General features: G+C 68.1%; 18 protein-coding genes and 2 pseudogenes. 8 read left to right on the top strand and 12 right to left on the bottom strand.

All coding sequences use genetic code 11. The features are described from left to right. Window positions 1–11: 11 nt before the first annotated feature. Together NMI01S_RS17010 and NMI01S_RS17005 are read right to left on the bottom strand one after the other, a co-directional pair. A complete protein-coding gene (locus NMI01S_RS17010; protein ID WP_062998278.1) occupies window positions 12–1,370 on the bottom strand; it encodes a flavin monoamine oxidase family protein in 1,359 nt (452 codons plus the stop codon). A gap of 159 nt (window positions 1,371–1,529) precedes the next feature. Beyond that, on the bottom strand, window positions 1,530–2,897 hold the full coding sequence (locus NMI01S_RS17005; RefSeq protein WP_245716900.1) for an MFS transporter: 1,368 nt from the start codon (window positions 2,895–2,897) through the stop codon (window positions 1,530–1,532). A 279-nt stretch (window positions 2,898–3,176) separates the two neighbouring features. Here NMI01S_RS17005 and NMI01S_RS17000 point away from each other — a divergent pair, with 279 nt between their 5' ends. After that, the gene (locus NMI01S_RS17000; protein WP_062998277.1) at window positions 3,177–5,171 is read left to right on the top strand and encodes an APC family permease; all 1,995 of its coding nucleotides are present in this window, start codon (window positions 3,177–3,179) and stop codon (window positions 5,169–5,171) included. A gap of 19 nt (window positions 5,172–5,190) precedes the next feature. Here the strand turns inward: NMI01S_RS17000 and NMI01S_RS16995 are convergent. The 4 genes and pseudogenes from NMI01S_RS16995 to NMI01S_RS16980 all read right to left on the bottom strand — a co-directional run bounded on the left by NMI01S_RS16995 (window position 5,191) and on the right by NMI01S_RS16980 (window position 8,746). Further along, window positions 5,191–6,449: pseudogene (locus tag NMI01S_RS16995) on the bottom strand (cytochrome P450). 13 nt (window positions 6,450–6,462) lie between these two features. Further along, window positions 6,463–7,854, bottom strand: a complete 1,392-nt coding sequence (locus tag NMI01S_RS16990) for an NAD(P)/FAD-dependent oxidoreductase (RefSeq protein WP_062998276.1) — start codon at window positions 7,852–7,854, stop codon at window positions 6,463–6,465. Beyond that, the gene (locus NMI01S_RS16985; RefSeq protein ID WP_062998274.1) at window positions 7,851–8,069 is read right to left on the bottom strand and encodes a ferredoxin; all 219 of its coding nucleotides are present in this window, start codon (window positions 8,067–8,069) and stop codon (window positions 7,851–7,853) included. The genes NMI01S_RS16990 and NMI01S_RS16985 overlap by 4 nt, the downstream gene beginning before the upstream one ends. A 179-nt stretch (window positions 8,070–8,248) precedes the next feature. Next, the gene (locus tag NMI01S_RS16980) at window positions 8,249–8,746 is read right to left on the bottom strand and encodes a MarR family winged helix-turn-helix transcriptional regulator (protein ID WP_062998272.1); all 498 of its coding nucleotides are present in this window, start codon (window positions 8,744–8,746) and stop codon (window positions 8,249–8,251) included. 116 nt (window positions 8,747–8,862) lie between these two features. Here NMI01S_RS16980 and NMI01S_RS16975 point away from each other — a divergent pair, with 116 nt between their 5' ends. Then, the gene (locus tag NMI01S_RS16975; RefSeq protein WP_062998270.1) at window positions 8,863–9,807 is read left to right on the top strand and encodes an NADP-dependent oxidoreductase; all 945 of its coding nucleotides are present in this window, start codon (window positions 8,863–8,865) and stop codon (window positions 9,805–9,807) included. A 46-nt stretch (window positions 9,808–9,853) separates the two neighbouring features. Here NMI01S_RS16975 and NMI01S_RS16970 read toward each other — a convergent pair whose 3' ends face one another. Beyond that, window positions 9,854–10,657, bottom strand: coding sequence for an SAM-dependent methyltransferase (locus NMI01S_RS16970; protein ID WP_062998268.1), 804 nt, complete (start codon window positions 10,655–10,657; stop codon window positions 9,854–9,856). Window positions 10,658–10,872: 215 nt separating this feature from the next. Between NMI01S_RS16970 and NMI01S_RS16965 the strand changes: the two genes are divergently transcribed. Further along, on the top strand, window positions 10,873–11,685 hold the full coding sequence (locus tag NMI01S_RS16965; RefSeq protein WP_062998266.1) for an alpha/beta fold hydrolase: 813 nt from the start codon (window positions 10,873–10,875) through the stop codon (window positions 11,683–11,685). A 74-nt stretch (window positions 11,686–11,759) separates the two neighbouring features. Continuing rightward, window positions 11,760–12,926, top strand: coding sequence for a PP2C family protein-serine/threonine phosphatase (locus NMI01S_RS16960; RefSeq protein ID WP_062998745.1), 1,167 nt, complete (start codon window positions 11,760–11,762; stop codon window positions 12,924–12,926). Window positions 12,927–12,971: 45 nt separating this feature from the next. On the opposite strand, the pseudogene NMI01S_RS16955 reads toward NMI01S_RS16960, so the two are convergent. Then, window positions 12,972–13,247 (bottom strand): annotated as a pseudogene (locus NMI01S_RS16955) (aldo/keto reductase); the annotation flags it as partial. A 242-nt stretch (window positions 13,248–13,489) separates the two neighbouring features. Here NMI01S_RS16955 and NMI01S_RS16950 point away from each other — a divergent pair. Then, window positions 13,490–15,691 (top strand): acyl-CoA dehydrogenase family protein, encoded by a 2,202-nt coding sequence (locus tag NMI01S_RS16950; protein WP_063920758.1) that lies wholly within the window; start codon window positions 13,490–13,492, stop codon window positions 15,689–15,691. 10 nt (window positions 15,692–15,701) lie between these two features. Here NMI01S_RS16950 and NMI01S_RS16945 read toward each other — a convergent pair whose 3' ends face one another. Next, window positions 15,702–17,045 (bottom strand): cytochrome P450, encoded by a 1,344-nt coding sequence (locus NMI01S_RS16945; RefSeq protein WP_062998263.1) that lies wholly within the window; start codon window positions 17,043–17,045, stop codon window positions 15,702–15,704. A gap of 99 nt (window positions 17,046–17,144) precedes the next feature. Here NMI01S_RS16945 and NMI01S_RS16940 point away from each other — a divergent pair, with 99 nt between their 5' ends. Next, complete coding sequence (locus NMI01S_RS16940) at window positions 17,145–17,756, top strand: TetR/AcrR family transcriptional regulator (protein ID WP_062998261.1); 612 nt, start codon at window positions 17,145–17,147, stop codon at window positions 17,754–17,756. Here NMI01S_RS16940 and NMI01S_RS16935 read toward each other — a convergent pair. After that, the gene (locus NMI01S_RS16935; protein ID WP_062998259.1) at window positions 17,747–18,331 is read right to left on the bottom strand and encodes a TetR/AcrR family transcriptional regulator; all 585 of its coding nucleotides are present in this window, start codon (window positions 18,329–18,331) and stop codon (window positions 17,747–17,749) included. The genes NMI01S_RS16940 and NMI01S_RS16935 overlap by 10 nt on opposite strands. Window positions 18,332–18,430: 99 nt before the next feature. On the opposite strand from NMI01S_RS16935, the gene NMI01S_RS16930 reads away from it, so the two are divergent. Both NMI01S_RS16930 and NMI01S_RS16925 read left to right on the top strand, forming a co-directional pair. Beyond that, complete coding sequence (locus NMI01S_RS16930; RefSeq protein ID WP_062998257.1) at window positions 18,431–19,570, top strand: acyl-CoA dehydrogenase family protein; 1,140 nt, start codon at window positions 18,431–18,433, stop codon at window positions 19,568–19,570. A gap of 195 nt (window positions 19,571–19,765) precedes the next feature. Beyond that, window positions 19,766–20,383, top strand: a complete 618-nt coding sequence (locus tag NMI01S_RS16925) for a DUF1345 domain-containing protein (RefSeq protein WP_063920777.1) — start codon at window positions 19,766–19,768, stop codon at window positions 20,381–20,383. A gap of 20 nt (window positions 20,384–20,403) precedes the next feature. On the opposite strand, the gene NMI01S_RS16920 is transcribed toward NMI01S_RS16925, so the two are convergent. Next, window positions 20,404–20,907 carry a nuclear transport factor 2 family protein gene (locus NMI01S_RS16920; RefSeq protein ID WP_167669912.1) on the bottom strand — a complete coding sequence of 168 codons (504 nt, stop codon included), beginning with the start codon at window positions 20,905–20,907 and terminating at the stop codon, window positions 20,404–20,406. Between the two features lie 29 nt (window positions 20,908–20,936). Then, the gene (locus NMI01S_RS16915) at window positions 20,937–22,310 is read right to left on the bottom strand and encodes a flavin monoamine oxidase family protein (RefSeq protein ID WP_062998251.1); all 1,374 of its coding nucleotides are present in this window, start codon (window positions 22,308–22,310) and stop codon (window positions 20,937–20,939) included. Window positions 22,311–22,345: the final 35 nt, after the last annotated feature.

Raw genomic sequence — 22,345 nt, 5'->3', positions numbered from 1 at the left:
CGCTTCGCGATTCAGACTGCGGCGAGTTCGTGCCGCAGCACCTCGCTCGCGGCGTGTTCGCCCGAGCGAACCGCTCCGTCGACCCACCCGCACATGACGGCCGAACTCTCGGTTCCGGCCCAGTGGATGCGCCCGCACGGTGCGCGCAGCGCACGGCCGAACTGAGTGAGCACCCCGGTCGGGAGGTGGCTGAGCATTCCGCCGCCGGAATAGCGTTCGGCACTCCAGTCCTGCTCGACGTAGTCGATGGGGGCACCGGCTTTGTTGCCGAACCTGGTAACCAGTTCACGCAGTATCGCCGTCCTGCGTTCGGTGGCGTCGAGCCGGCCGATGCGCCGTGCGGTGGGCCCCTCCGTAATCACGCACAGCACTCCGGGCCGCGCGGTATCGGTGCAGGCGTCGATGGTGACGGTGGCCGGTGACCCCGGCGCGGCCGACTGGCCCGACAATCCGTCGTGCCGCCAGAACGGCTCGTCGTAGACGACGGAGGTTTTGATGATCGAGCCACTCGGCACGCGCTGATGCAGGAACGCGCGATCGACCGGCAGCATCGGCTCGTACCGGATCTGACCGGCGACCGCGAGCGGGACGGCGACGATCGCCCGATGAGCGCGCAGCGTCGACGATCCGGCATGCACGGTCACCCCCGCCTCGTCCTGCTCGATGCCGTGCACCGGCTGCGACAGGTGAACGGAGTCGCCGACCCGGTCCGCCATCGCACCGTAGATCGCGCCCATACCGCCCACGGGCCGCGAGTCCTGGGAGCCGCCGCGAACGCTGAACATGAAGTTCGGCCCGCCCCCGGACGCCATCTGATACAGCGCGAAAAGCATCGACACTTCCGAAGCGGCGGAGGTGTAGCTGCCCGCGATGGCGGTCTCGAGCAGATCGTGGGCGGTCTTCGACCGGATGCGATTCAGCCACTGCGCCACCGTGATCCGATCCCATTTCTCGGCTTTGCGGGCGTCCCACGGCGCCTCGAGCGGGATCGACTTGCACAGGTGGGCGAGTTCGGCGAAGCCGGCCCCGAGGTTGATCGAGGCCCACGGACTCATCGTCCACGGGATCGTGCCGGTGTAGCGGTACTGCTCGCCGTCGACGACCATCATCGCCTCGCCGTCGGTGTACTGCCGGTAACTCCCGATCCCGAATTCGCCCATCAGGGCACGGACGCGGTCCTGTCCGGGCCCGATCCAGGCGCCGCCGCGATCGATCCAGCAACCGTCCGGACGCACCTCGGTGAACGTGCGGCCGCCGAGCCGGTCACGCGCTTCGAGCAGCGCCACCGATCGACCTGCCTGCTTCAGTCGCAGCGCGGCGGTCAATCCGGCGAATCCGCCACCGATCACGCAACAGTCCACGTCTGTCATCGAGAGCCGCCTTCGTGTCGACGTTCTCCGGGCCACCATCGGGCCTCGGCACCGCTCGCATCCACGACTTCGTCGCTACGAACCACTTCGGTCGGATCGACATCGCAAGTGGGCAATCTTACGGCAAACCATGGGGATGACGGACCGGAAACCCGGCGCCTATCCCAGCCGACCGGTCGAGGCGGCTGCCCGGGACCCATCGCGGGGAACGAGCGCGATGCGCCTGCCCGAGATCTGTAGCCGCAGACCGGCGGCACGGGCGAGGATCACACCGATCAGCGCCGCCGATGCCGCCGAGACCGCCCCGCAGGCGAACAGCCCGAGCCGGGGGCCGAACTCCTCGGTGAGCCACCCGACGATCGGGCCGCCGATAGGAGTGCCGCCGGTGAAGACCATCATGTACAGCGACATCACCCGCCCCCGCATGGCGGGGTCGGTCTCCAGTTGCACCATCGAGTTGCCGGACGTGTTGAAGGTGAGTCCGAGCAGACCCACCACCGCCAGCAGGACGGTGAAGAGCCAATAGTCCGGTGCGAAGGCGGTGACCGCCTCGAGTGCGCCGAAGCCGACGGCGGTGGCTACCAGCATGCGCATCCGAACCCGCCCGCGGCGGCTGGCCAGCAGCGCACCCGCGAGCGAACCCACCGCCAGTGCGGTGTTGAGCAGCCCGTACTTGCCGGCATCGACATCGAAGACGTGGTAGGCGAACCCCGACAGCACGGTGGGGAAGTTGTAGCCGAAGGTGCCGATGAAGCCCACCATGACGATCGGCCAGAGCAGCTGCGGATGTGCTCTCACATAGCGGAGACCGTCGCGCAGTTGCCCTTTCCGCCGGGGCAGGCGCGGCACGGGTGTCAGCTCCGACGGTCGCATGGCCAGCAGGCCGGCGATGACGGCGGCGAAGGAGCAGGCGTTGATCGCGAAGGCCCAGCCGGATCCGACGGCGGCGATCAACGCTCCGGCGACCGCCGGCCCGACCAGTCGCGCGGCCTGGAAATTCGCGGAGTTCAGGCTGACGGCATTGCGCAGTCGCTGCCGGCCGACGATCTCCGGGACGAACGACTGACGGGTCGGGTTGTCGACTACGGTCACCATGCCCAGCAGCAGCGCCAGCAGGTAGACGTGCCACACCTCGACCGTGCCGGTCAGTGTCAGGACCGCGAGTACGGCGGCGAGCACGCCCATGGTGGCCTGGGTGAGGACCAGCAGCCCTCGCTTGGGAAAGCGGTCGGCGATGACGCCGCCGTAGAGACCGAACAGCAGCATCGGCAGGAACTGCATGGCGGTGGTGATGCCGACGGCGAACGAGCTACCGGTGAGGCCGAGCACCAGCCAGTCCTGCGCGATCCGCTGCATCCAGGTGCCGGTATTCGAAACCACCTGGCCCGCAAAGTAGTAGCGATAGTTCGGGACCGTGAGGGAGGCGAACATCCCGCCCGCGCCCTCCGGCGGTGGCGGTGCGGGCAGATCGGGCGGAAGCGAATCGGGGGTGGTGGTCTGGTAGTCGTCGGTGCGGATCGCGGTCACAACGGCCTTTCCTGCGTTCAGCTCCTTGTTCGGTGAGAGCAGCGTTCGGTTGCTGCGGATGGGCCGGGGTGGAATGCGGGGTGGGGCCCCGATCGGCCGAGCGGGTCACGACCGCCGATCCACGTTGCTTAGCCTATCTAATCAATTATACTGCGCGGGGTCCCGCTACCGGCCGGCGATTTCTGTGCGGTTGGCGACACGACGGCGGCGGATTCTTTACGTTTTCCCTACGCCTCGCGGCCGCCGGGTTCGGGTTTGCCGGATTTAGGCTGATTAATCGTGGTTTCACCGATCGACGTCGCGAAACGAGTTGTGCTGGGACGACCGTTTCGCAGCGATCGGCTCGGTGAGACGCTGTTGCCCAAGCGGCTGGCATTGCCGATATTCGCCAGCGATCCGCTGTCCTCGGTGGCGTACGCGACCCAGGAAATTCTGCTCATCCTGACTTTGGGCGGCCTCAGCTACCTGTATCTGACACCGTGGGTGGCCGCCGGAGTCGTGGTGCTGCTGGCGGTGGTCGCGTTGTCGTATCGCCAAGTCGTGCGCGCCTATCCCTCGGGCGGCGGATCCTACGAGGTCGTCGCCGAAAACCTCGGTGCGATACCGGGTTTGGTGGTGGCGGCGGCGCTGCTGGTCGACTACGTCATGACCGTGGCCGTATCGGTCGCGGCGGGGGTGGACAACATCATCTCCGCCGCGCCGGCGTTGAATCCGCATCGGGTGCTGATCGATATCGGGTTCATCGTGGCGTTGACCGCGATGAACCTGCGCGGGGTGCGAGAATCCGGCCGCGCGTTCGCCGTGCCGACCTACGGATTCGTCGCCGGCGTCATGGTGATGATCTCGATCGGCCTGATCGAGACACTGATCGGACACCCACCGGTCGCCGAGAGCGCGCACTACCAGATCCACGCCGCGCACGCCGGCCTCGGTACGGCCGCGGTCGCGTTTCTCGCGCTGCGGGCGTTTTCCTCGGGATGCACGGCACTGACGGGCGCCGAAGCGATCTCCAACGGGGTACCGGCGTTCCGGAAACCGAAGTCGCTCAACGCGGCCCGGACGATGACCGCGATGGGTGTGCTGGCGATCGCCATGTTCACCGGTGTCACCGCGCTGGCCATGATCACCCACACGCGCGTCGCCGAGAACACCTGCGATCTGATCGGATTTGCCGGGGATTGCCGTACCGATTCCCAGAAAACCGTGATCGCGCAGATCGCGGGGGCGGTGTTCGGCGACACCAGCCCGGGCTTCTACTACCTGATGGTCACCACCGCGCTGATCCTGATCCTCGCCGCGAACACCGCCTACAACGGGTTCCCGCTGCTGACCTCGATCCTGGCTCAGCATCGCTACCTGCCGCGCCAATTGCACACTCGCGGCGACCGGCTCGCCTACTCCAACGGCATCGTCCTGCTGGCGGCGGTCGCCGCCGGGTTGATCTACGCCTTCGACGGGCAGACCACCAGGCTCATCCAGCTCTACATCGTCGGCGTGTTCACCTCGTTCACGCTGTGCCAGACCGGGATGGTCCGGCACTGGAATCGCGAGTTACGCGGCGTGACGGGCTCGGCGCAACGACAACGCATCCACCGAGCCCGGGCGATCAACGCGTTCGGCGCCTGCTTCACCGGCGTCGTGCTGGTCGTGGTCATGATCACCAAATTCGGCCACGGCGCCTATCTCGTGGTCATCGCGATGCCGTTGCTGGTGCTGATGATGTACCTCATCCACACCCACTATTCGGCCGTGCGCGCCGAACTCGACATCGACCCCGGCGAGGAGACGACGCTGCCCGGGCGCGTGCACGCGATCGTCCTGGTTTCGGACTGGCACAAAGCCACTCGGCGAGCGGTTCAGTTCGCGCGCGCCACCCGTCCCGACACCCTCACCGCGATCACGGTCAACGTCGACGACAGTGACACGCGGGCACTGACCCGATCCTGGGAGAGCCACGATGTCACCATCCCGCTGAAGGTCGTGGAGTCGCCTTACCGCGAAATCACCCGCCCCGTCATCGAATACATCAAACGGGTCCGCCGCTCCCGCCCCCGCGACGTCGTCAGTGTCTACATTCCGGAGTACGTCGTCGGGCACTGGTGGGAAAACCTGCTCCACAACCAGAGTTCGCTGCGGCTCAAGGCGCGCCTGCTGTTCGAACCGGGTGTGATGGTCACCAGCGTGCCCTATCAGTTGCGCTCCTCGCGAAACCGCAAGCCGCCCACCGTCACACCGAGCCCCGGGCAGATCCGCCGCGGAATCGTCGCCCCCTGATTCGTGACCTCCGTCGCGATCAGCGATCGGCGCGGGCGGTGACGGCGTCGACATCGACGAGCAGATGGCGTGGCCCCCGGAAGATCTGGCTGCGCCGATACGGTGGCGGATCGACCACCAGTCGTGGGGTCGCCACGCGGCGCAGGAAGATCTCCAGCGCGAGATTGACTTCCAGTCGGGCCAGCGGGCCGCCCGGACAGGTGTGAATGCCACTGCCCCAGCCGAAATGCTCGTTGTCGGGGCGCTGGAGGTCGAATCGGTTCGGATCGGCGAACCGATTCGGGTCGCGGTTGGCGGCGGCGTAGACCAGATGCACCGCGGCCCCTTCCGGGATGACGGTGCCGGCGATCTCGATATCGGCGGTGACGCTGCGGCTGGGGAAGAACTGCACCGCCGCCTGCAACCGCTGGACCTCTTCGATCGCGCGGGGGATCAGCTGCGGTCGATCGCGTAGCTGGTCGTAGGCGCCGGGGTTGCGCAGGAGCGTCATCACACAGTTGGCGATGGTGTTGACCGTCGAGTCGTGACCGGCGATCAACAGCAGTACCGCATTGGCCAATACCTCCTCGGCCGGCATCGGGCCGTCGGGGCCGTCGTCGTGCAGTAGTCGCGACAGCAAACCCGGCCCGGGCTCGCGCTGAAGCTGTTCGATCAGATCCGCCAGATATCGGGTCAGAGAGTCACGGCCGGCGTGGGCCTTGCCGGCGCGAATTCTGCCGTCTTCGGTTTCCGCATCCGGCCCCAGATCGGTGCCGGTGAGCATGTCGTAGATCCAGGCATGGAACCGGGGCTCGTCCGCGAGCGGGATGCCGAGGATCGTGCTGATCACCGTCACCGGTACCGGATAGGCGTACTCGTCGACCACGTCCAGCCGCGTCTTGCCGCTTGCCTCGAAGTCGTCGAGCAGCTTGTCGCACAACCGGACGATGACGGGTTCCATGCCGGGGAGTGCGGTGGGCCGAAGTGGCGCATCACCTGGCGGCGTGCCCGATCGTGTGCGGGAGGATCCGAGGCGATGATGCTCTGCGGGCGAGTGTGCGGCGGCGGTGTGCTCGCCGCGTCGGTGCCCGCCAGGGGATTGCCCAGCGGGCTGCGGCTGATATCGGAGCTGACCCGGGGGTCGTGCGCCAGGGTCAGCAGTTCCTGATATCCCGTCACCACGTACAGGTCGTCGGCCACGCGCGCGACCGGGGTCCGGCGCAGCTGGTCGAAGTACGGGTACGGGTCGGCGCGGTGTTCGTATTTCATCGCCTCGGCCCAGGCGGTCGCCGCGGTCATAATGCCTCCTGGCTCAGTGGAACTCGGCGCCTCGTGACGTGGGGTCGTGGCCGGTCAGCACCACGTCGGGAATGCCGGTCGGCACGCGCGGGTCGGGAAAGCGCGACGGTATGGGCGCCGGATCGGCGGCTCGGTCGTAGCCCGGCGGTGGCGGCGGAAACGGCGCCGAACGTTCGATCATCGCCGTGTAGTAGGGGAGCCATTTGCCGTGGTCGAACGTCACCGCGCCGACGATGCGACCGCGCCGGCCGTAGACGGCGGCGAACCGAAAGTCCTCGGGACAGCCTTGGGTGAACGCGATCTCGTCGCCGAACGAGCAGACCCCCGCCCCTTTGATGTTCACCCCGAATTGGGCCGACCAGAACGACGGCAGCGGCAGATGCGGTCGGCGTTCGGTCTCGAGGCTGATCATGTTGTTCGCGGCGACCTGCGCACCGCACACCGCGTTGTCCCAATGCTCCATCGAGATGAACTGATACTCGTACAGCACGTGCGGCTGCCGGGCGACGTCGCCGGCCACGAAGATATTGTCGGTCACCACCCCGTTGATGTCGAAGGCACGACAGCCCGCATCACATCCGACGCCCCAGAAACCGGCGGCCAGCCCGGCACCCTGCAACCATTCGATATTGCGGATCGACCCCAGTGACGCGACCACCACATCGACGTCCAGTGTGGTTCCGTCCGAGAGGCGGGCCCGGCGCACCCGTCCGCCGGAGTCGCCGTCGAGGGACCGGACGGACACACCGGTGCGCAGGTCGACCCCTGCGCCGCGCTGCATCCGTGCGGCGATATCACCGATCACCCCACCGAGGGGGCCGATCAGTGGTCCGCCGCCGCGTTCGGCGACGGTCACCGGCACGCCGCGCTCGCGGCACACCGAGGCCAGCTCCGAGCCGATGAATCCCGAGCCGACGACCAGGACGCGCCGCGGATTCGCGTTCAGCGCTGCCTGGAGCCCCGCCGCGTCTTCGCGGGTGCGCACCGTGAACACCCCGCGCAGGGCGCCCTCGGCCGGGTTCGGCCACGGCCGGGCCCGAACGCCGGTGGCGATGAGCAGCCGGTCGTAGGGCACCGTGTCGCCGGTGGCCAGCAGGACCCGCCGGTTCACTCGGTCCAGACCGGTGGCGGCCACCCCCAGCCGCCATTGCGCGTCGACGGCCCGCATCCGCGGCAGTGCGGTGTGATCGGCGCCGACCCATCCCTGCAGGACCTGTTTCGACAGCGGCGGACGGTCGTACGGTTCGTGCGGCTCGTCGCCGATGAGGGTCAGGCTTCCGTGAAAGCCTCTCTCCCGCAACGCTTCCGCCGCGCGCAGTCCGGCCAGCGAGGCGCCCACGATGACGATGCGGCCTTCCGCCCGGAATGTTTCGACGAGGTTCGCCATCAGCGAGGCGGTCCTCATGTCGTGGGCTCCGCGTCGTCGGGAGTGTGGGTTTCCACCAGGATGGCCTGGACCGGGCACGCCGCCGCCGCCCGCAAGACCCGGTGGCGCTGTTCGTCGTCCGGGTTGGGGTCGTAGGTCAGCGCCTCGTCGCCCAGTAATCGAAGCACTTGCGGTGCCAGCGGAACGCACTGCGCGTATCCCTGGCACTTGTTCAGATCGACCACGATGCGCATGCCCTCAGCTCCTCATTCGAACCGAGTCCCGATGGGCCGGACGGCCCTGCAAACCGCCGCGGGCCGACCAGTGCTGTCACCCGCGAGGGTCGACGTGAACTCCCGAAGGAGAACACGTCCCGAATGCCGGATGCCGTACGGGCATCTCACAAAGGATTCGTAGCGGCCGGGCCGGCGGGTTATCGCCGCCGGCGAGGTGCTGCCGAGCGGGGTGGCGCCGCACGCATATGGTCGCGCACCGGAGACAGCAGATCGGCCAGCGCCGTGGTGTCCTCGCGGGACAACGGCTCGAAAAGTTGCTGGTTCACGACCTCGGTGTGGCCGGGCAGCACCTCGGCGAGCAACGCCCGGCCGGCATCGGTGATCGTGACCGTGACGCCGCGCTCGTCGTCCGCGGAGGGCGCGCGCGTGACCAGGCCCGCCTTTTCGAGCAGACCTGCCTGATAGGTCAAGCCGCTGCGGCTGTAGACGACTCCGTCGGCCAGGTCGGTCATGCGCTCACTGCCGGTGGGGGAGTCGAGGCCGAGCCGCGCCAGAAGCTGGAACTGCACGTAGCTCAGATCGCCGGCGTCTCGCAGCTGTTGCTCGACAGCGTGCCGCAGCAGGCCGGCCACCTCCATGAGGGCGAAGTACGCGCCCAGTTGGGCGGCGTCCAAGGGGCGCGGGGTGTCGGACATGGTACGACGGTACCACTTGCTTCGATTTCGAAACTCTTGCTTCGAATTCAAAGCACTGCTACCGTGGTCGAGTGCTTCGAGTTCGAAGCACATCACATCGAGAGTGAGGCACCACGATGAAGGCGGTTCGATTTCACGAGTACGGCGATCCCGACGTTCTGCGCTACGAGGACGTCGACCGGCCCGCTCCCGGTCCCGGACAGGTGCGGGTGCGCGTCGCGGCGACCTCGTTCAACTCCGTCGACGGCAATATTCGGGCGGGATTCATGCAGGGCCCGATGCCGCTGAGCCTGCCGCACATTCCCGGCCTGGACGTCGCGGGAACCGTCGACGCACTCGGCGAGGGGGTCGCCGAGTGGACGGTCGGTGAGCGGGTCGTCGGCTTCCTGCCGTTCACCGACGACGGCGCTGCGGCGGAGTACGTCCTCGCGCCCGCGCGGATTCTGGCGGCGGCGCCGGCGAGTATCCCGCTCGCCGATGCGGCCGCGCTACCGGTGGTCGGTCTCACGGCGTGGCAGGCGCTGTTCGACCACGCCGAACTGAAGCCCGGCCAGCGGATTCTGATCAGCGGCGCCGGCGGAGCCGTAGGTGGTTATGCGCTACAGCTGGCCAAGGCGGCCGGCGCCTATGTGATCGCCACCGGCAGCCCCCGCAGCCGCGAGCGCGTCGCGGCGCGGGGTGCCGACGAGGTCGTCGACCACACCACCACCGAGGTGGCCGCCGCGGTGACCGAGCCGGTCGACGTCCTGCTCAACCTCGCGCCGATCAGTCCGGGCGAGTTCGCGGCGCTGGCCGGACTGGTCCGCGACGGCGGCGTCGTGGTCGGTACCACCGTGTGGATGCCCGCTCCGGCGGACGAGGCACGCGGTGTGCGCGCGGTCGACGTCTACGTCCGCAGCGATGCGCGGCAACTGGCGGAACTCGTTGCGCGCGTGGATCTTCGCGAGCTGATCGTGGACGTCGACGAGCGTGCTCCGCTGGCCGAGCTGGCGTCGGTGCACACCCGGGCGGCGGCGGGGACATTGCCGGGCAAGGTCGTCGTCCTCCCGGCCGCGGACTGATTCGCCGCTGCCGCATGCGGCCGCAAGCCCCGTTCGCGGAGACCGGCTACTTGCGTGCGACGGCCGCGTAGGCGGACACCTGCACGTCCATCTTCTTCGCGGGTGCGACACCGTCGGGGCGCCAGCGGTGCGGTACCTCGATACCCGGGTCGATCAGCTCCATGCCGTCGAAGAAGCGCGCGAACTCCTCGCGGCTGCGGACCTGGCACGGCAGGCCGCTGCGGCGGTAGATCTCGACCACGGCCGCTATCGCCGCCGGATCGAAGTCCGGGGTGACGTGTGTCATCACCAGGTACGAGCCGGGCACGAACCGCTTCATCAGCGTCTCGATGATGCCGTAGGCGTCCTGTTCGTCGGGGACGAAATGCATCAGCGCGTTGAGGCTGACCGCGACCGGCTGGGTCAGGTCCAGCGTCTCGTGCAATCCCGGGGCGTCGAGAATCGCTTCGGGCGTGGTGACGTCGGCGGAGATGTAATCGGTGCGTCCCTCCGGGGAACTGATCATCAACGCCCGGGCGTGGACGAGCACGATCGGATCGTTGTCGACGTAGACCACCCGGGCGTCGGGGGCGACCTCCTGGGCCACCTGATGCAGATTCGGCTCGGTCGGGATACCCGTTCCGATGTCGAGGAATTGGCGTACCCCCGCGTGTGCCAGGAATCGGGTCACGCGGTGGATGAAGGCCCTGTTCTGCTGCGCGGCCGTCCGCACTCCGGGCCAGATCGCCACGACCTTTTCGGCAGCTTCCGCATCCGCGCTGTAGTGGTCCTGGCCGCCGAGGTAGTAGTCGTACATGCGGGCGGTGTGGGGCTGGTTCTGTCGCAGGTCGACAGGGGCGCCGGATTCCACGGTCGCAGTCCTTTCCGAGACGAAGTGGCCCTGGCGAATGCGGTGCGCCGGGTCAAACGTGTTGCGAGCAACGGGAATCGGCGATCCGTCCGATTCCCGCACGCGGGGCGAGTCTACCCGGCTACCGGGTCATCGGCGCGCAGATCCGCGACCGGGGCGGCAGGGGAGGAACCGAGGAAAACGCCGGTCCGGCGCGGGCGTGGTAAGCATGTCGGATGGGTGTGCGTGAGAGAAACAACGTGGTCGTCTTCGGCTCGGCGGACGGGCCGACGGTGCTGCTCGCGCACGGATTCGGCTGTGACCAGAACATGTGGCGCCTGGTCGCCCCGAGTCTGGCACGGCGTTTCCGAGTGGTGCTGTTCGATCATGTCGGCTCGGGCCGCTCGGACGTCTCGGCGTGGTCGGCCCAGCGGTACGGCGACCTGCACGCGTATGCCGAGGACATCGTCGAGATCTGTGCCGAACTGAATCTGCGGGACGTGGTGCTGGTCGGCCATTCGGTGTCGGCGACGATCGCGGTGCTGGCGGCCAATCGGGCGCCGGAGTGGTTCGCGAAGCTGGTGCTGGTGACGCCGTCACCGCGGTATATCGACGAGGGTGACTACCGTGGCGGATTCAGCCGCGCCGATATCGAGGAATTGCTCGACGCGCTCGAGGCCAACTATCTGGGCTGGTCGGCGTCCATGGCTCCGGTGATCATGGGCAATCCGGACCGGCCCGAATTGGGCGCCGAGCTGACCGAGAGTTTCTGCCGGATGGATCCGGCGATCGCTCGGGTTTTCGCGCGCGCGACGTTTCTGTCCGACAATCGCGCCGATCTGCGGCAGGTGAGTGTGCCGACGCTGATCCTGGAAACCGCGCAGGATCCGATCGCCCCGCGCGAGGTCGGCCGATTCGTCCGCGAGCAGATCGCGGGAAGTGAACTGGTCACCCTCGATGCCACCGGGCACTGCCCGCAGCTGAGCGCCCCCGAACTCACCGCCGCCGCCATCGAGGCGTTCGTCACCCAGTCCTCGATGAGCCGATGATGATGTGCCGGCCGGGTGAGGCGGACCATTGCGACAGCGAGCGGCCGCCGCGCACCGATCCTGTCTTCTCGGCGATGCTGGAAGACAGCGCCGAAGACCTCTACGACCACGCGCCCTGTGGTTATCTGTCCACCCTGATGGACGGCACGATCGCCAAAATCAACAGCACCCTGGTGGGCTGGCTGGGTTACGAGCAGTCCGAGCTGATCGGGCGCCGCACATTCACCGATCTGCTCGCGGTGGGCGCGCGCATCTACTACGAGACCCATATGGCGCCGATGCTGGCCATGCACGGTCAAGTCAACGGCCTGGCGCTGGATCTGCGGTGCGCCGACGGGACCAGACTGCCGGTGCTGGTGACATCGGTGGTTAAACGTGGTTCCGACGGCACCGCGCAGCTGATCCGCACCACGATCTTCGATGCCCGCGAACGCCGCGCCTACGAGCAGGAACTCCTGCGCGCTCGCCAGGTCGCCGAGCGTGAACGCGAACGGGCCCTCACACTGGCCGCGACCTTGCAGCGCAGCCTGTTGCCGTCCGAACTCCCGGCGGTGCCGGGAATGCAGGTCGCCGCCTACTACCATCCGGCGTCCGTCGACGAGGTCGGCGGTGACTTCTACGACCTGTTTCCGCTCACGCCCGATACCTGGGGATTCTTCCTCGGCGACGTCTGCGGTAAGGGCGCCGACGCCGCGGTGGTGACGTCCTCGGCGCGGTACACGATGCGCGCCGCGGCGGTCCACGACCCGGACCCGCCGGCTGTGCTGGCGCATCTCAATACGGTGCTGTGCCGCGAATTCCACACGGGCACATCACGTTTCTGCACCGTGGTCTACGGCTTCGCGCGGCCGGCCGCCACCGGCGCCACGCTCACCCTGGCCGCCGGCGGACATCCACCTCCGGTGCTGATCCGTGCGGACGGCACCACCGAGGTGCTCGAGACGCCGGGCGGCATGCTGGTCGGAGCGCTTCCCGACGCTGTATTCGCGAGCCGCACACTGCATCTCGGCCCCGGCGACACGGTCCTGCTCTACAGCGACGGCCTCACCGAGGCCCGCGTCCGCGGCCGCGAACGCCTCGGTGAGGAACGCCTCCGCGAGTTCATCGACGCCCTCGGCCCGGTCACCGCGCCCGCGCTGGTCGCCGCGTTGACCGAGATGCTCGCCGGATTCGACGGCGTCGACGACGACACCGCCCTGCTCGCGCTCGGCGTCCCGCCGACCACGGCTCGGCCGGCGTAGACGCGTTTTGCCGAGGCATACCGAGTTTCAGCGAGGCGGTCTCGGCTACTTGCCACTGAAGACCGGGAACGTGCCGGAGTCGCCGTAATCCCGGATCTGTTCCATGTTCCGCAACGTGCGCATGTCGTCGTCGGAAATCACGAAGTCGACCTGAGCGTTGCTTCGCATGTGTTCCGGATTCGCCGTTTTCGGCAGTGGAAGAGTGCCGAGCTGCAAGGTGTAGCGGATGCACAGCTGGGGCACGGTCACCACGTAGCGGTCCGCCATCGCGGCGATCTCCTGGTTGTTCAGTATCTCCCCGTGTGCGATGGGGGAGAGCGCGCGCCACGCCTCGCGGTTGCCGTCCGCCGTCAGCAGCAGGACAGTCCGGATCGGCGTATAGGCGGCGACTGCCCACTACAGCCCGGCTACACCGCCACCGACGCAGTAGCCCGGTGAATGGATGCGGGGGACAGCGCCACAGCGTCGTCGCGGTGAACGGCTCCGCAATTCGATGCAACCTGTTCTAATCGGGGTGTCCGGGCCGGAACCCGGACCGTATCGACGCCGAGCGGAGTGAGATCGTGCCCCTAGCTCTGACCGCGGATCAGGCGGCGCTGGCGCAGGCCGTCAGCGGATTCGCCGACCGCCACCACACCCGTGAATACACCCGCAAGCACACCGATCGCCTCGCCGCCGGCGAACTGCCCAGCTTCTGGGCCGACCTGGTCGCGCTGGGACTACCCGGTGTGCATCTGCCGGACGAGGTGGGCGGGCAGGGCGGAACGCTCGACGAGATGGCGGTGGTGCTCGCCGAAGCCGGGCGGGCGCTGCTACCCGGGCCGCTGCTGCCCTCGGTGATCACGAGCGCCATCGCCGCGTCGGCGGAATCCGTTGCGGTGGTGCGTGATACGTTGCGGCGTTTCGCCGCGGGCGCGACCGGCGCGACCGTGGACGCCGGACACGGGGTGCGGTTCGCCGAGGGCGGCTCGAGCGGTGAGACCGGCCCGGTGCTGGGCGCCGCCGCGGCCGACGTGCTGCTGGTGGCCGCGGCCGACGGCGACCGCACCCGCTGGCTCCTGGTGGAACGTGACGCCCAGGGCGTGCGGATCGAGGCGTGTGCCGGATCGGATCTGGGCCGCGACCTCGCCGTCGTCCGCTTGCACGAGGTCGCCGGAATCGAGCTCACCGGCATCGATACCGGCTACGCCGAGGCGGTCGCCACCGCGTTCATGGCCGCCGAAGCCGCCGGAGTGATCCGCTGGTGTTCGGACACGGCCACCGAATACATCAAGGCGCGCAAGCAGTTCGGCCGTCCCGTCGGTTCCTTTCAGGCCGTGCAGCACCGCGCCGCGCAACTGCTGATCACCAGTGAACTCGCCACCTCGGCGGCCTGGGACGCCGTGCGCGGTCTCGCCGACGAACCGGCGCAGCGCACGCACGCCGCGGCCGGCGCCGCGCTCACCACCCTCGGCAACGCCGTGCACGCGGCCGTGGAATGTCTGTGCCTGCACGGCGCGATCGGTTTCACCTGGGAGCACGACCTGCACCTGTACTGGCGGCGGGCCATCTCCCTGGCCGGTCTCGGCGGCTCCGCGGAGAGCTGGGAACGCCGGCTCGGCGAAGTCGCGCTCGGTGGTCCGCGCACGTTCGCGGTACCCCTGCCGGAAACCGATTCCTCGTTCCGCGCCTGGGTGTCGGAGATTCTGGATCGTGCCGCCGCCCTGGACAACCCGACTCCCGGCAAGATCGGTGACCACGACGCCACCAATACCGGTCCTCGTCGTACGCTGCTCGCCGACTCCGGCCTGGTCTCCCCGCCGATGCCGAAACCGTGGGGGATCGAGGCGGGCCCATTGGAGCAGTTGATCCTGCAGGACGAATACGACCGGCACGCAATCGCACAGCCCTCCATGGGAATCGGCCAGTGGGTGGTGCCGATCGTGCTGCAGCGCGGCACCCCCGGACAACTCGCCCGGCTGGCCGCGCCGGCACTGCGGGGCGAGGAGATCTGGTGTCAGCTGATGAGCGAACCGGAAGCGGGTTCGGATGTCGCGTCGCTGAGCCTGCCCGCCACCAGGGACGGTGACGGCTGGCGGCTCAACGGCCAGAAGATCTGGACCACGCTGGCGCATCGCTGCGACTGGGGACTGCTGCTGGCCCGCACCGACCCCGAGGCCGAACGCCATCGCGGCCTCACCATGTTCCTGGTCGACATGCACGGTGCGGGTGTGACGGTCCGCCCGATCACCCAGTCCAGCGGTCAGGCCGAATTCAACGAGGTGTTCTTCGACGACGCCTTCGTCGGAGACGACATGGTCCTCGGCGAGGTCGGGCAGGGCTGGGCGCTGACGCTGGAAACCCTTGCCCAGGAACGGCTTTTCATCGGAGGCGTTCGCGACCCGGGACACAACTCCCGCATCGTCGGCATCATCGAACGCGCGGAGTACGCGGGCAGCCGGGAGAACGCCCTGCGCGTGCTGGGCCGGATCAGTGCGCGCGGAGCCGCCATCTCGGCGATGAACCTGCGCGAGACGATCCGCCGCCTCGGCGGTCACGGAATCGGCCCGGCCACCAGTGTGTCCAAGGCCGCGGCCTCGATGCTGCACACCGACGCCGCGGCCGCCGCTCTCGAACTCATCGGCCCCGCCGCGGCGCTGAACGAGAAGGACTGCGAGGTCGTCCTCCACGAACTCGACATCCCGAGCTGGGTGATCGGCGGCGGGACCCTGGAAATCCAGCTCAACACCATCGCCACCCTGGTCATGGGTTTGCCGCGGAAATAGCGGTGCGCGCTCAGTTGCGCACGAAGGTGATGGGCAGGCCGTCCTTGGGATAGGGCAGGGAGTGATAGTCCAGGGGCGGGACGTAGGCGGGGTCCACCCGCCAGTGGTAGTCGCGCAGCAGGCGGTGCATGATCGACTTCACTTCCAATCCGCCGAAATGCATGCCGATACATTTGTGCGCGCCGCCGCCGAAGGGCTCCCACGCGAAGCGATGCGATTTGTCCTCGCGGCGTTCGGGGCCGAAGCGGTCGGGGTCGAAGGTGTGTGGGTCGGTCCAGTACTGCGGCATCAGGTGGGTGAACTGTATTCCGATGACGACATCGGTGTCGGCCGGAATCCGAACCCCTTGGATCACAGTGTCTTTCACCGCGTAGCGGACCAGGACCGGGACCGGGGCGCGCAGTCGCAGCGCCTCGCGCATCACCAGATCGATCGACTCCAGCCGCTCGAGTTCGGCCATCGACGGTGCCGGCCCCAGCTCCGACGCCTCACTGCGGCACCGTTGCTGCCATTCCGGATGCTGACCCAGATACTGCAGGATCGTCGAGGTGGTGATGGTGGAGGTGTCGTGGGCGGCCATCATCAAGAAGATCATGTGGTTGACCACGTCGTCGTCGCTGAAGCGGGCGCCGTCCTCGTCTTCGATGTGGCACAGCACCGAGAAGATGTCGTCGGTCTGTTCGGCGCGTTTCGCGGGCAGGTAGTGGCGCAGGAAATCTTCGAGCACCTTTCGGCCGCGGTAGGCCTTACCCCAGCGGGTGAACGGCACATTGCCGCGCACGATTCCGGCCGCGGCCTGCACACATGCGATGAACGCCTTGTTGATTCGGTCCATCTGCGCCGGTGTGGTGTCCGCGGCGCCGCCCATGAACAGATCGGCGGCGATATCGAGGGTGAGCTGCTTGAGTTTCCAGTAGGCGGGGAAGGATTCGCTCTCGTCCCAGTGCGCGACACCCTGTTCGATCGCCGGATGCAGCCGCTCGGTATAGGCCTGCAGGCGGGGACGGGTGAACGCCTGCTGCATGATCCGCCGATGCCGCTTGTGCTCGTCGAAGTCGATGAGCATGAGCCCGCCGTGGAAGAACGGGCCGACCAGCCGCGACCAGGCGGGTTCGTTGGCCAGCGCCCCGTCCTTGTTCAGCAGCGCCTCCCCGCAGGCGTCGGGTCCGAGCAGCAGGGCCGCGGTCCGGCCGAGGGAATACATCGGAGCGACGGGCCCGTAGTGATCCCATTCCCGTTGGAACAGTGCCAGCGGGTCCTGGGCGTATTGCAGCAGTTGCCCGAGCACGGGATAGCCGCGATCCTCCCGCCGCTGGGTCGGGAGAGGCCTGGTCTCCAGGGCGTCAGCCGTCATCGCACACCTCGTCTCTGTGATGCCGCTCACGTCACAGCCTGATTCAGGAAGGGCGTCCTGTCAACCTTGATCGCGAAGTCGCTGTGGCATGATGGGGCCATGGCCGTGCAATCAGGGGTCTATCGCGGAGCGACCGCCGCCGAACGGGCCACCGAACGCCGGTCGCGCCTGCTGGACGCGGGTCTCACGGTGTGGGCCGGTGCGGGAACCCGGACGACGATGACCGCGGTCTGCGCCGAGGCCGGACTCAGCGAGCGCTACTTCTACGAGAGTTTCAGCGGACTCGACGCGCTGCTCGAAGCCGTCCTGAACGAGATCGCGGTCGAAATCGAGGACAACAGCCGCAGCGCCGCCGATTCCGCCGGAGACGATCCGGAAGCGCGCATGCGGGCATCGATCGGCGCGTTCGTGCGGCTGCTGGTCGAGGATCCGCGCAAGGGCCGGGTAGCGATCGTCGAATCCGTGGCATTTCCGCACTTGCGCAGGCGCCGTACCGAATTGCTCCGCCACCTTGCGCACGAGTCGGCCGTCGAAGTACGAACGTGGCTCGGCGATTCCGGCCGCAGCCGGGCCGCCGACGAGACCTCGGGGCTCCTGTTCATCGGCGGTATGGCCGAACTGGTCACCGCCTGGCTCGACGGCGCCCTCGAGGTGACCGCGGAGGAGATGGTCGAGGCCGCGTGCCGGGCATTGCGCGGTCTCTATCGCTGAATGCCGGTGGTGAGGATGGTCGCGAGTTCGCGATAGGCGTCGGCGTCGTCGAGGCCGGTTTCGGTGCGGACGCCGCCCTGCTGGATGCGGACCATCATGGTCGCGGCGAGGTCGGCGGCGAACGCGGCGTGGACTTCCCGGAATTCGCCGGCCGCGACACCGTCGTCGACGAGTTCGCGGACCCGTCCGGCGGCGAGGCGGGTGTTCTGCTCGTACACCTCCCGGGCCGGCGCGAAGGCATCCAGGTCGGTCATGAACTGCTCGGATGCGGCGCCGAGCACCGCTCCGACGGCCGACAGGTAGGCGATGATGCGTTCGCGGGCCCCGGTCGTGGTGGCGATGCGCTGCTCGACCTCGTCGGTGGCGCGCCGGAAGAAGTGCACGGTGGCGGCGCGGACCAGCTGTTCTTTACTGCCGGCCAGCGTGTAGAGCGTGCTCTTGGAACACCGCAGCCGCGAGGCGATCTCGTCGAGGGTCAGATGCGCGAAGCCCTCGGTCAGGAAGAGATCGAGCAGCGCGTCGAACAGTTCGGTACGCCGCCGGGTGCCGAAACCGCCACGAGTCCTCTGCGTCATGGGTGAATAGTACTCAAACGAGTCTTGCAGTACTGTTCGACGGACAGTACTCTAGCCGATAACCGAGTACTGCCATGCGTGGCCAAGAGGGAGGATGCCGTGGCTGTCGATCGATTGCTGCCCACCGACGAGGCGCACGAGCTGATCCAGCTCACCCGTGACATCGCGGACAAGGCGCTCGCGCCGATCGTCGATGAGCACGAGCGGTCGGAGTCGTATCCGCGCGGTGTCTTCGCCACGCTCGGCGAGGCGGGGTTGCTGAGTCTGCCGTATCCGCAGGAGTGGGGCGGTGGGGGTCAGCCCTACGAGGTGTATCTGCAGGTGCTCGAGGAGATCGCGGCGCGGTGGGCGGCGGTCGCGGTCGCGGTGAGCGTGCACAGCCTCGCGTGCCATCCGCTGATGATGTTCGGGACCGAGGAACAGCGGCGTCGCTGGTTGCCGGAGATGCTGGGCGGCACCACGATCGGTGCCTACAGCCTGTCCGAGCCGCAAGCCGGATCGGACGCCGCGGCGGTGGCGTGCAAGGCCGTGCCCGCCGACGGCGGGTACCGGCTCAACGGCACCAAGGCGTGGATCACGCATGGCGGGATCGCCGATTTCTACAACGTGTTCGCACGGACCGGTGAAGGCTCGCGCGGGATTTCGTGCTTCCTGGTGCCGAAGGACCTCGAGGGCCTGAGTTTCGGCAAGCCCGAGGAGAAGATGGGCCTGCATGCGGTGCCGACGACCACCGCGCACTACGACGACGCGTACCTGCCTGCCGAGCGGCGGATCGGCACCGAGGGACAAGGTCTGCAGATCGCGTTGAGCGCACTGGATTCCGGGCGTCTGGGGATCGCGGCGGTCGCGACGGGGTTGGCGCAGGCCGCCCTCGACGAGGCGGTCGGTTACGCGAAGGAGCGCAGCGCCTTCGGTAAGAAGATCATCGATCATCAGGGCCTGGGTTTTCTGCTCGCCGATATGGCCGCCGCCGTCGACTCGGCCCGGGCCACCTACCTCGACGCCGCGCGCCGTCGCGATGCCGGATTGCCCTATTCGCGGCAGGCGTCGGTCGCCAAGCTGGTGGCCACCGACGCCGCGATGAAGGTGACCACCGACGCGGTGCAGGTCTTCGGAGGTTACGGCTACACCCGCGACTTCCGCGTCGAGCGGTACATGCGTGAAGCCAAGATCACCCAGATCTTCGAGGGCACCAACCAGATTCAGCGTCTGGTCATCAGCCGCTCGCTCGCGAAGTAGCAGCCGCGGACTGGGTCGGCGCTATCTTCCGGCGAAGAACTGCCAGATGACGGTGGCGGCGTCGAAGTGACGGCTGACCTTGCCGCTACCCGAGTCGGGGTCTACCCGGTCGGCTCCGACGAGAGCTGGAACGACGCGGTGCTCGCCCGACGGCACCTGCGGCAATCGAGCGCCGACTGCGACGATGATCGGATCATGATCAGGCCGAAAGTGATTGTCAGCCGGGCGATGGAGGCAGGGCTCGTGGTGGTGGGGCTGGCCGTGTTGTGGGCCGGCGCGCCGAACGACTGGCTCGTGGTCTGGGACGTTCTGGCGGCCGTGTACGTCGTGATCTGGGCGGTGCGGCTGCTGCGGAACCGGCGCGAGGACGACCCCGGGGAATGGCTCGGCGAGGTTCAGGGCAACTGGGCGGTGTTGCTGGCGATCGGCTTGGCCAGCGCGGTCGGGCTGGTCGCGGTCGTATCGATGATCGCGGATGTCGACGAGAAATTCGGCGCCGCCGCGAAAGCCGTTGCGGCCGTCGCGGCCCTGCTGGCCTGGTTTCTGCTGCACCTGGGCTTCGCCGAACAGTATGCGCGGACCTATTACGCGCTGCTGCCGGACCGCGCGCTGGCGTTCCCGGGATCGGAACAACCGAATCTCCTGGATTTCGCCTACTTCGCCTTCACGATCGGAGTTTCCTTCGCGGTTTCCGATGTCGAGACCCACCATCGTGACATCCGCGTACAGGTTCTGGTGCATTCGGTGCTCGGCTTCTTCTACAACGCCGCGGTCATCGGGGTCGCGGTCGGAGTGGTGACCGGTGGGCGGTGAGCACGCCGGCCGCACGAATCTCAGCTGTGCAGCAAAGTGTGGTTGCGCCGGCGATATTTCAGCAGGGCGGCAACAACTTTCGGTGACACCGTCAGCAGTCTGAGGCCGGCGAGTGGTGAGGTGCCGGCGCGGACGTCGAGGTAGGAGTACATCTGCTGACGGACGACGAGACCGTCGCGGAAGGTCCAGATCTCGGTGCCGAATTGGCGGTCGCTCGCGCCGAAGCCGCCGGTCCAGGTCAGCACGATGGTGTCTCGGTCGGCGCACCGGACGGTTTTGCGGACATGCAGTCCCAGTGCCGTGCCGACGGCGACGAGCTCGGTCGTCGCCGCGCGGATGGCCGCGATGCCGTGATGGCGATCGTGGGCGCCGTCCATGATCCAGTCGGCGACCGCGTCCGGGGCGAACAGGGCGAGCAGTTCGTCGACGAGGCCTTCGTTGGTGATGCGTTCGATATCGGCGGCGAACGCCGAGACGTCCGGCGGTCGGTGGAGGGGGGAGGTGGCGTTCTCGACCGGTGTCATGGTGTGCTCCTTCGGAAACGGGGATCTGGTCACGAATGTGCCGGCGATCCGGGCGCGGCGCCGTTCCGGGGCCATATGCCCTCGAGCGCCGCGAGGACCTCACGGGCGGCACGCTCGCCGGACTCGATGGCGCCCTCGATGTAACCGGCGTGCTCACCGGCGGTTTCGGTTCCCGCCCAATGGATATGGCCCACCGGTTCGGCGCCGATCGGGAAGTATCCGTCCTCGTGGCCGATGTTCGGCAGCGCCGAATAGCCGCCACCGACATGACGGTCCTGGTGCCATGCCTTCTCGTGCCAGCCCCGGGGCTCGAGTATGCCGGGGCCGAGGTGCGCGGCGATCGGGCCCAGAATCGCCGCGCGGCGGGCGTTGTCGTCGAGCCCGTCGAGATCGCGTGCTTCTGGCCCGGCGATCAGAACGCACAGGTGGCCCGGCCCCTGCGGCGGCGAGGTGTCGAAGACGGCCATTCCCGGGTCGGTGAGCAGCACCGATTCGGCGTCCGCACACTCGCGCCAGAACGGCCGGTCGTAGACCGCGATCGCCTTGTACACCGAGCCCATATACGTGTTGTCCTGCAAGCTGATTCGCGCGGCGGGCAGCGCCGGCCGATGCTCGATGCCGGCCGCCGTCGGCGGCGGGACGGTCACGATCACCTCGGTGGCGCGGTACGTACCGGAGGCGGAACGGATCGTGACACCGTCCTCGTCGCGATGCAGGGCGGTGACCGCACTGTCGAGCACGACCCGTCCGTCCAGTTCGGCGGCGAGCCGTTCGGCCAGCGTGCCCGCTCCCTCGGCGACGATGCTCTCCTGCGCGCCGCCCGCGGTGGACAGCATCGCCGTCAGTCCGCCCTGGTAGCGGACCGTGTCGAGGAAGGCGTGCATCGAGAATCGGTCGAGGTCCGCGGTGGTGGACACCGAGACGAGGACTTCCAGCAGTCGTCGCGCGCGGCGATTCGGCACGTGCCGCAGCCACGCTTGGACGCTCTGCTTCCGCCACGATCGAGGCGCCCCGAGCCGGGCCGTCATGTCCCAGACCAGCAGGGTGGCGTTGGCGACCATGGCGGCCAGGCCCGCAGGTGCGACCGCGGTCTCGCCGTCGATGATCGCGGGCCGGCGGGGCGTCTGCATGGCGAAGGCCGTGGCGCCGAGTTCGGCCGTCAGCGCTTCGAACCGATGGTGCCCGTGCCCGATCCACTGGCCGCCCAGATCGACGCGCGAGCCGAGCACCGTCGTCTCGGCCATCACCCGCCCGCCCGGCCGCGACGCGGATTCGAGCACGACGACGTCGACGCCCTGCCGGTGCACTTCCCGGGCCGCGACGAGGCCGGCCATACCGGCGCCGATCACGGCGACGGTGACGCTTCGCGGCTCGGGTAGGTCGGTGGGTTGGTACTGGGTCATCTCGTCACACTCCGATGGGTGAACTATGAGCCGAA

The organism is Nocardia mikamii NBRC 108933 (assembly GCF_001613505.1).
GTDB classification, from domain to species: domain Bacteria; phylum Actinomycetota; class Actinomycetes; order Mycobacteriales; family Mycobacteriaceae; genus Nocardia; species Nocardia mikamii.
The sequence above is the reverse complement of the archived record's forward strand: the minus strand, read 5'-3'. Positions and strand labels throughout refer to the sequence as shown.

Excerpts from the sequence above, each read along its gene's own strand:
- NMI01S_RS17010 (WP_062998278.1), bottom strand. The coding sequence starts at position 1,370 with ATGACAGACGTGGACTGTTGCGTGATCGGTGGCGGATTCGCCGGATTG.
- NMI01S_RS16990 (WP_062998276.1), bottom strand. The coding sequence starts at position 7,854 with ATGAGGACCGCCTCGCTGATGGCGAACCTCGTCGAAACATTCCGGGCG.
- NMI01S_RS16985 (WP_062998274.1), bottom strand. The coding sequence starts at position 8,069 with ATGCGCATCGTGGTCGATCTGAACAAGTGCCAGGGATACGCGCAGTGC.
- NMI01S_RS16980 (WP_062998272.1), bottom strand. The coding sequence starts at position 8,746 with ATGTCCGACACCCCGCGCCCCTTGGACGCCGCCCAACTGGGCGCGTAC.
- NMI01S_RS16975 (WP_062998270.1), top strand. The coding sequence starts at position 8,863 with ATGAAGGCGGTTCGATTTCACGAGTACGGCGATCCCGACGTTCTGCGC.
- NMI01S_RS16965 (WP_062998266.1), top strand. The coding sequence starts at position 10,873 with ATGGGTGTGCGTGAGAGAAACAACGTGGTCGTCTTCGGCTCGGCGGAC.
- NMI01S_RS16960 (WP_062998745.1), top strand. The coding sequence starts at position 11,760 with ATGCTGGAAGACAGCGCCGAAGACCTCTACGACCACGCGCCCTGTGGT.
- NMI01S_RS16945 (WP_062998263.1), bottom strand. The coding sequence starts at position 17,045 with ATGACGGCTGACGCCCTGGAGACCAGGCCTCTCCCGACCCAGCGGCGG.
- NMI01S_RS16940 (WP_062998261.1), top strand. The coding sequence starts at position 17,145 with ATGGCCGTGCAATCAGGGGTCTATCGCGGAGCGACCGCCGCCGAACGG.
- NMI01S_RS16935 (WP_062998259.1), bottom strand. The coding sequence starts at position 18,331 with ATGACGCAGAGGACTCGTGGCGGTTTCGGCACCCGGCGGCGTACCGAA.
- NMI01S_RS16925 (WP_063920777.1), top strand. The coding sequence starts at position 19,766 with ATGATCAGGCCGAAAGTGATTGTCAGCCGGGCGATGGAGGCAGGGCTC.
- NMI01S_RS16920 (WP_167669912.1), bottom strand. The coding sequence starts at position 20,907 with ATGACACCGGTCGAGAACGCCACCTCCCCCCTCCACCGACCGCCGGAC.
- NMI01S_RS16915 (WP_062998251.1), bottom strand. The coding sequence starts at position 22,310 with ATGACCCAGTACCAACCCACCGACCTACCCGAGCCGCGAAGCGTCACC.